Here is a 7,676-nt window from a genome sequence, read left to right on the forward strand (position 1 = left end):
GGGCTTCGTGATTATGGCATTGATGGACAAATTGGTTTGGAGCCCTCACTGCCTCAGTTTTTGAATCATTTGGTTGCAGTATTTAATGAGGTAAAGCGAGTTCTTAGCGATGATGGAACTCTTTGGTTGAATATTGGCGATGGATATACCAGCGGCAATCGCGGCTACCGTGCCAGCGATAGGAAAAATCCTGCCAGGGCAATGACGGTTAGGCCGGATACCCCGAAGGGGCTGAAACCAAAAGATCTTCAAGGCATTCCATGGAGATTGGCTTTTGCCCTTCAGGACGATGGCTGGTATCTGCGAAGTGATATCGTTTGGCACAAGCCCAATGCCATGCCTGAGAGTGTAAAGGACAGGCCTACAAGGGCGCATGAATATTTATTTATGCTTACTAAATCTGAAAAATATTACTATGATTATCATGCGATTAAAGAGATTGGGTTGTATTCAAAACTTCGCAATCGTAGAAGCGTTTGGAATATAAACACCCAAGGTTTTCCGGGAATGCATTTTGCCACCTTTCCTATTGGTTTAATTGAGCCTTGTGTTCGGGCATCTACAAGAATTGGAGATTATGTTCTTGATCCGTTTTTCGGTTCCGGAACAGTTGGGGTTTCCTGCCTGGAACAGCGAAGGAAGTATATAGGAATTGAACTTAATCCTGAATACGTTATATTGGCGGCGGATAGGTTAAGTGCTGAGAAAGATGAAATTATAAGGATTGCTGTCTAATGTCTTATATAAACATACCAACGCCGGTACTACAGATTGATTTTTCTTTCGTTCTTCAAGAAATTAGAGACATGTATCTCCAGGATGCACTAGGTGAAACTATTAATGGCATCGCTCCGCTAGTGCGGAATAAGCAACTTTCGCAGTACGTGTCGCAAAGATATTTAAGAGCGCTTGACAGGCGCGGGTTGCGCAGCGAACTGATATTTCCGATTCCCTGTATTTTGGAAGCGAACCCACATTTATTAGGGTACTATCGCTTGTTGCTGGGATACAGTCAGAAAGCTTTTTATACAAAAGAGTTTGGCATACTGGGATTCAAGGCAATGGAAGAGAAAGGAATTTTGACCGATAAAAATAAAGGTAGATTGCCTGAGCTATGTAAGGCGATAACTGAGAGTGCGGGTGCGTTACTTGATGTAATAGGATTTGATAAAATTAGTAAAGAATTTCTTGATGATCTAACTCTTTTAACGGTTGGGCCGCAATTACGAGTAGGCGCTAACGAGAAAAAGGGAACTTGGGGCATTAATATCGTGTTTGGGCTTATCTATGATATTGTTAAACATGCGGTAATCAGATCAACTTCGAGGAAACTGCATATAAAGAATTCATCAGGGAGAAAGGTATTGATAGAATTTTCTCCAGACCCGGATATTGTTATCCGCGAGGAAATGACTGTTGGCAGTATTCGTAACATTATTGCCATTGAAGTGAAATCAGGAACTGATTTCTCTAATATTCACAATCGTATTGGTGAGGCTGAAAAGAGCCACCAAAAAGCAAGAATGGCCGGCTATGTCGAATGCTGGACTGTTGTGAATGTTGATAGGATTGATTTGGAAATAGCGCGAAAGGAATCGCCTACAACTGACAGGTTTTATCGCTTATCGGACTTGAAGCGCGGCAAAGGAAAAGCATACGAGGATTTTAAGAGTCACGTTATTTCTCGTGCGGGAATTGCTGAAGGCAAATAGATTCTCCATATGAAGTGTATGCGTGATTTCTGCTGTTGCGTCAGCCGTCAGATCAGTGATAGAGATGAGGAATGTAGTTTGCCGGCGTACAGAATGCCGCGTTAAAAACAATTCCGTAAATTCTGTTGAGTTCGATCTGAAAAGATAGAGATGATCTGTTCCAGGCTGAAGCGGCCGCGATATTCGATGCTGGTTTTTGCTAGACCGGTCCTCGCGGAAAGAGGTTTTGATAACGGTCTACGAAAGACATCCCGTTGATCGGCGCAATGACTACCTGAGCCGGTTCGATGGCGCGAAGCGCAGAGAGACGAAGGAGAGACGGCTTTTGCGAATGTTTGAGCAACTGGAGAAGGGCGGCGCTGCTACGCGCATGAGGCATCCGCGGTTGGCAAGATGGCGCTGAGAAACACTGCCCGCGATTACGGCTCGGTGGCCAAATGGCTGCACTGGGGCATGGCGGCGCTGTTCCTGGCTTCGTATTGCACGGTCTATTACCGGCAATGGTTTACCGACAAGGAGACGCCCGAGAATTGGATCGCCCTGCAATTGCATCTTTCCGTGGGCCTGACCATAGCGGTCCTGGTGATCCTGCGAATTTTCTGGCGGGCGACGAACCGGTTGCCGACGCCGGAGCCCGGCAGGCGCATCGAGCAACTGGCGGCGCGTATAGGCCATTACGTGCTGTACGCCGTGATGGTGCTGATGCCGCTGACCGGTTATATAGGCACGGGCGTGAACACGGAGTATTTTCTCAGTTTCGAGATCTCGAAATTCGAGGATACTCCGGTATTCGCCTCCCTGGTGGGCGACGGCCTGGGGATGAGCTTCAAGGAATTCGAAAAGCCCGTGGACTTCATCCATAAGGATGTCATGGGGTCGTGGGTGGTCTGGCTTCTGGTGCTGGGGCATGTGCTGGCCGCGCTCTACCATCACTACCGGAAAAAGGATCGAACCATCTACAAGATGACGACCGGCCGGTAATTGCCCCCGCCCGGGTGGGCGCGGGAGGTGGTAGAATCGTCTTCGGGGGAGGCCCATCGGGGAAAGGAATTACGTCATGCCGGATAGCGTTAGGTCGGACGGGGCGGTACTGGTTACCGGCGGTGCGGGTTACCTGGGCAGCCATATTGCGCTCTCGCTGTTGGCTGCCGGGCGGCGCGTGGTTGTCCTGGACAACCTTGCCACCGGCGCCGAGCGGTTGGTGCCTGCGGCCGCGGATTTCGTGCGCGGCGATTGCGGCGACGGGCCGTTTCTGGACTCGCTGTTGCGCGGGCGCGGGATCGGGGCGGCGATCCATGTCGCCGCGGCGACCAGCGTCCCGGAATCGCTTGCCCAGCCGCAAAAATATTACCAACAGAACGTCGTCTGCACGCTCGCGCTTGCCGCCGCCTGCCTGCGGGCACGGGTCCCGCACTTCGTCTTCACTTCCTCGTCGGCGGTGTACGGCGAGCAGGACGCCGCTGCGCTGCGCGAGGATTGCCCTCTGGCGCCGCTCAGCCCCTATGGCGCCTCCAAGATGATGGGCGAGACGATGCTGCGCGATATTGCCGCCGCCGCGCCGTCCTCGTTCCGTTGCGCCGCCCTGCGCTGCTTCAATATTATCGGCGCCGACGCGGCGGGGCGCGCGGGCGACGTGAAGCGCGAATCCACCGGCTTGATGGCCGCGTTGCTCGCCGTCGTCGCCGGGCGGCGGCGCAGCGTCTGCCTTTACGGTGACGATTACCCCACCGAGTCCGGCAGCGCAGTGCGCGATTACATTCATGTCGCCGATGTCGCCGAGGCGCATCTCCGCGCCTTGCGCCACCTGGAGGATGGCGGCGCGGGCGGCGTCTTCAATTGCGGCAGCGGCAGCGGCTGCTCGGTGTTCGAGGTCGTGCAGGCCGTCGAGCGCGCGAGCGGGCGCAAGATCGCACTGGAGCGTTTTCCGCGCCGCCCTGGCGACCCCGCCCGCGTCGTTGCCGATATCGGCAGGGCCCGCCGCGTCCTGGGTTTTTCCCCGCTTCGCAGCGCCCTGGCTGAGGCCGTGGCGACCGCCCTGGCATGGGAAGCCCGGCAATCTTGAAACGATTCCAATCTAATTTTTCCGGCTTGGCAGTCGGATGGATTTTCGCTTGCTCCGGATTGGCATCGCGTCTGCCGATCCGGCTCGCGCGCCATTGGCAAATACTGTCCGCTCTGTAGTGATGGAACGGCTCCTGATCGCGATCCCCACGTACTGCCGGGAGGAGTTGTTGGCCGATTGCCTGCGTTTCGTCAGCGAGCTGCAGTCGCCTACGGGTTTCGAGTTGAGCACGTTGGTTGTGGACAACGATTCCGAGGGCAGTGCCCGCGCCCTTGTTGGCGCTGCCAGTTGGCTGCCAATGCCCTGCTGGCGCCGTTTTCGCGGCGCCGCCGGCAGGGGGTGTTGCGGGTGGCCGGAAAACTTGCCGGTCTGGCGAAAGGCCTGTTCGCGCACCGCATCGACAACTTCGAGGCAGGGGAAGGCGCGCCGGGAGGATGCGCGCCGCCCAAGCCGCGCCCCCCTGCTTAAGCGTCCCCGGGAACGGAGGGGACGGGGGGCGGCCGGTCGGCGGCGTCCAGCCATTCGTAGGCTTCGCCGAACGGCTGGCCCAGGGCGGCCTCGACGATGAACCTTGCCGCGCGCCGCTCGTTGTAGGAACCGTGCGCGCGCCGCCAGCCAGCGCGGGCGCGGCGGATGCATTCGCTCTCGTCGCGCAGGTATTTGCGTACCAGTTCCGGCAGTTGCGCCGGCGACTCGAAGTAAACGACCTCGTCTTCCGAGAACAGCCGCGTCATTTGCGGCGTTGCGGGGGTCATGACCAGGCAGCCGTTGCCCGCGAGCTGTATCAGGCGGTCGGAAGAGTAGAGCGCGGTCTCGTTGTCGTGGCTGTAATTGATCCCGATCCTGGAGTTGCCCAGCGCGCGCGCGAAGGCCGCGCCGCCCAGGAAAGAAGCGCGCTCCTGTCCGAACAGCCCCAGCCGGACTTCGCCCGCCATGGCGCGCAGGACTTGCAGCAGCGCCGCGCGTCGGGGATCGGGGCGGGCGGCGTAGAACACGTCGTATTCCGGGGCAGGGTTGGCGAAGGCGCGGGCAGTCTCCACCGAGGCGTCGCAGATGTTAGGCAGGTAATAGAAGGGCGGTAGGCGGAGCTGCGACTCGCTGCCTAGACCCAGCGCCGCCCGGGCCGCTTGCGGGTGGGTGGTGGCGAAGAAGGCGTCCAGAAGGGGCAGTTTTTCGTGCAGTTGGGGGTGCCCATGGGGCCAGAAATAGTCCACCCACCACTGCGCGACCTTCGCCCCCGGCGTCTGCGCGCGGATTCGCTCCAGCGTCTTGGCGGCGACCAGCTCGCAGTGGCCCATGAGCACGAGATCGGGCGCGAAGGCCGCGGCGGTCTCCTCCAGCAGGCGGTTCATCGCGCCCACCCCGCCGCGCTTGCTGCCGAAGGGCCCGAAGCGCCGTGCCGCGTCGCGGTAACTGAAATCGAAGACGCAGTGCCCGTTGCGGACCAGGCCGGCGCTGATCTTGCGATCGGTGGCGTAGAAGCGAGCCAATTCGTCTCGGCGCTTGCCCGCTACTCGCGGGAACAGCGAAAAGTTGGCGATGTGCAGGATCTTCACAGCCGTTGCGCCTTGCCGGAGACGGGGCGCAATTCCGCAATGAGGCGCCGGTAGCGCCCGCCGATCCGGTGCCAGGAGAACTGTTCCAGGGCGCGGCGCCTCGCGGCGTCGCCGAAGCGCGCGAGGCGCGGCAGGTCGGAGAGCGCCTCGGCCAGGGCGGCCGTGACCGCCGCCGCGTCCGCGCCGTCGCACAGCCAGCCGGTCTTTCCTTCGGCCACCGCGTCCGCTGTGCCGCCGATCCTTCCCGCGAGGGCGGGCGCGCCGCAGGCGGCGGCCTCCAGGAAGACGATGCCGAAGCCCTCCACCGAATCGCCGATGGCGCGGTTGGGCATCGCGAATAGGTCTGCCGCCTGCAACAGCGCTGTTTTGTAGCCGCCGGAGTCCGGCGCCAGGAAGCGCACTGCGTCGCCGGCGCCGCAATCGCGCGCCAGGCGGGCAAGCGTGCGGTCCCGGTCCAGGCTGGCGATCAGGTAGAGGATGCGCGGATGTGCCCGGCGCAGTTCCGGCAGGGCGCGGATCACCATGTCCATGCCTTTGCGCGGGTCCAGGCGCGCCATGGTTGCCAGCACCGGCGAGCGGTCGGCGACGAGACGCGCGATCTCCGCCTGTGCCGCGCGGGAAGGCGGCGGCGGCGGCGCAATGCCAGGCGGAATGACGCGGACTTTGCCGGCTTCCCCCGGCCCCAAACGCGCCCGCGCCAGGCCGGCGGTGAACCCGGAGACCGCGACTACGGCCGCCGCCTTGCCCAGGGCGCGGCGGATGCGCGCGGCGCGGCGCGGCTGGTCGCCCATCAGTTCGCTGCCGTGCGCCAGGCAAAGGAGCGGCGCGGCCAGGCCGGCGGGCAGCCTCTCCGCGCTCTTCCAGGAATCGCAGACGATGGCCCGCGTCCCCGCCCCGGCGGCTGCCGCGACGGCGCGCGCCTTCCAGAGCCGGCGCAGCGGGCGCGGCGCGCGGAAGCGGCGCACCGCGCTTGCGGGATTGCCGCCGGCCGGAAGAGCGCCGGGAGGGCCGCCGCCGGCAAGGGTATCGCCGCGGAAAGAGGCGTCGAAGGCCCGCTCCGCGGCCCTGCTGCCATGCCTGCCGTCGGCGAAGACCAAGACGGCCTCGCCGCCCGCGGCCGGCCCCCGCTCCGCAACGGGCGCGTCCGTCGCCGGCGGCGCTGCGGCCAGCGCCTGCGCCAGGCCGGCCATGAGGTTTTCCATGCCGCCTACCGCGGGCGGAAAGGTCTGCGTGGAGAATAGGATCATGCCAGGATCATGCCGGTGGCGCTTGCGTCCGGCGCGCGCCTGCCTTGCGTGCGGCGCCGGGTCTCATCGCGTCCTCGCCCCGGCGGCGGCGCGGAAGCGTCGCCAAAGTTCGGCCGCCGCGCGCTCGGTCTCCGCCAGCCCGGGCGCTTGCCAGAAATTCAGATCGCCTTCCCAGCCGCGAGCCAGGCCGCGGGCGGCCAGAGCCTCGTGGAAGCGGAAGAATTTGGCTGCCCGCCGCCTGTGCCACGGCCCGGGCCGTGGCGCAAGGCGCCAGATGTACACCGGCTTCGCCGCCGTGCAGGCTTCCGAGAGCATGTTGACGGAATCCCCGGTGACGACGAATGCGTCGGCGGCGGCGAGGATGTCCAGGTAGGGGTTTTCGCCCGTGCCGTCCCAGAAGAAGGCTGCGCCTTTCGCTTGCGTCAACTCTTCTTGCAACGCCCGGCGGGCGTCGCGGCCCGTGCGGCGCGAAGGCGTCGCCAGGATGCCGCCGCCCGCTTCCCCAACCGCCGCCGCCAACTCGCGGGCCAGGCGCCGGGCCTGTGTCTCGTCCAGGGAGAAGGCGCGGTTGCCGCCGCCGGCCAGCAGGGCAATCCGCGGCGCGGGGATGCCGGCAAAGCGCCGCACGGCGCCGGGGCGCCGCCCGGCCAGCGAGCGCGCCGATACCTCGCCGAGCGCGCCCAGGGTTCGGATCACGTTGCCGCCGCATGGGGTGTCGTGTTCCGGGCAGACCACCGCATCGAAATGCCGTGCCGCGAACGGCGGGCGCTGCACATAAACGGCGAAGGCGCGGAAGGCATGCCGCGCCCAGAGCCCGGCCCGCGCCGCGCGGCTGCCGCAGGCGATAACCATTTGCGGCGCCGCTTGCGGTTCCGGCGCCCCCGGGGCCGCGCGCAACGTTGCCGGGCGCGCCCAGCCGCGCGCGTAGAGGGAGGCGGGCAGCAGGCGGGCGAGTTGCCCGTCGCAGACTTTTTCCGCGAACTCGCCGCCGCCGGCGAGGGACAGGAGCTCGCGCGCCAAACCTCGCGCCTGGGCCTTCATCCCGGCTTTGCCGGCGGTTATCGTCCAGATAATCATATTTTTTAGCCCTTCGACGGGT

The 7,676-nt window shown here is 62.6% G+C and carries 9 protein-coding genes; 6 read left to right on the forward strand and 3 right to left on the reverse strand.

Annotated elements, in window-relative coordinates; all coding sequences use genetic code 11:
• The 6 genes from OXU43_02165 to OXU43_02190 form a co-directional block, all read left to right on the forward strand.
• The coding region (locus OXU43_02165; GenBank protein MDD9823965.1) for a site-specific DNA-methyltransferase at window positions 1-735 on the forward strand (735 nt) is incomplete at its 5' end.
• Window positions 735-1,712: an XcyI family restriction endonuclease gene (locus OXU43_02170; GenBank protein MDD9823966.1), complete on the forward strand. Its 978-nt coding sequence runs from the start codon at window positions 735-737 to the stop codon at window positions 1,710-1,712. The genes OXU43_02165 and OXU43_02170, both read left to right, overlap by 1 nt.
• Before the next feature lie 226 nt (window positions 1,713-1,938).
• On the forward strand, window positions 1,939-2,115 hold the full coding sequence (locus OXU43_02175) for a YdeI/OmpD-associated family protein (GenBank protein ID MDD9823967.1): 177 nt from the start codon (window positions 1,939-1,941) through the stop codon (window positions 2,113-2,115).
• Window positions 2,106-2,693, forward strand: a complete 588-nt coding sequence (locus tag OXU43_02180) for a cytochrome b (GenBank protein MDD9823968.1) — start codon at window positions 2,106-2,108, stop codon at window positions 2,691-2,693. The genes OXU43_02175 and OXU43_02180 overlap by 10 nt, the downstream gene beginning before the upstream one ends.
• A 76-nt stretch (window positions 2,694-2,769) precedes the next feature.
• Complete coding sequence (gene galE / locus OXU43_02185; protein MDD9823969.1) at window positions 2,770-3,774, forward strand: UDP-glucose 4-epimerase GalE; 1,005 nt, start codon at window positions 2,770-2,772, stop codon at window positions 3,772-3,774.
• Window positions 3,775-4,062: 288 nt separating this feature from the next.
• Window positions 4,063-4,242, forward strand: a complete 180-nt coding sequence (locus OXU43_02190) for a hypothetical protein (GenBank protein MDD9823970.1) — start codon at window positions 4,063-4,065, stop codon at window positions 4,240-4,242.
• Here OXU43_02190 and OXU43_02195 read toward each other — a convergent pair.
• The 3 genes from OXU43_02195 to OXU43_02205 form a co-directional block, all read right to left on the reverse strand.
• Window positions 4,239-5,330, reverse strand: coding sequence for a glycosyltransferase (locus OXU43_02195; protein ID MDD9823971.1), 1,092 nt, complete (start codon window positions 5,328-5,330; stop codon window positions 4,239-4,241). The genes OXU43_02190 and OXU43_02195 overlap by 4 nt on opposite strands.
• Complete coding sequence (locus OXU43_02200; GenBank protein MDD9823972.1) at window positions 5,327-6,577, reverse strand: glycosyltransferase; 1,251 nt, start codon at window positions 6,575-6,577, stop codon at window positions 5,327-5,329. Before OXU43_02200 ends, OXU43_02195 begins: the two co-directional genes overlap by 4 nt.
• A gap of 63 nt (window positions 6,578-6,640) precedes the next feature.
• Window positions 6,641-7,676, reverse strand: a 1,036-nt coding sequence (locus OXU43_02205; protein ID MDD9823973.1) for a mitochondrial fission ELM1 family protein, incomplete at its 5' end; no start/stop codon positions are given.

The organism is Gammaproteobacteria bacterium, assembly GCA_028817255.1.
GTDB classification, from domain to species: Bacteria; Pseudomonadota; Gammaproteobacteria; order Porifericomitales; family Porifericomitaceae; genus Porifericomes; species Porifericomes azotivorans.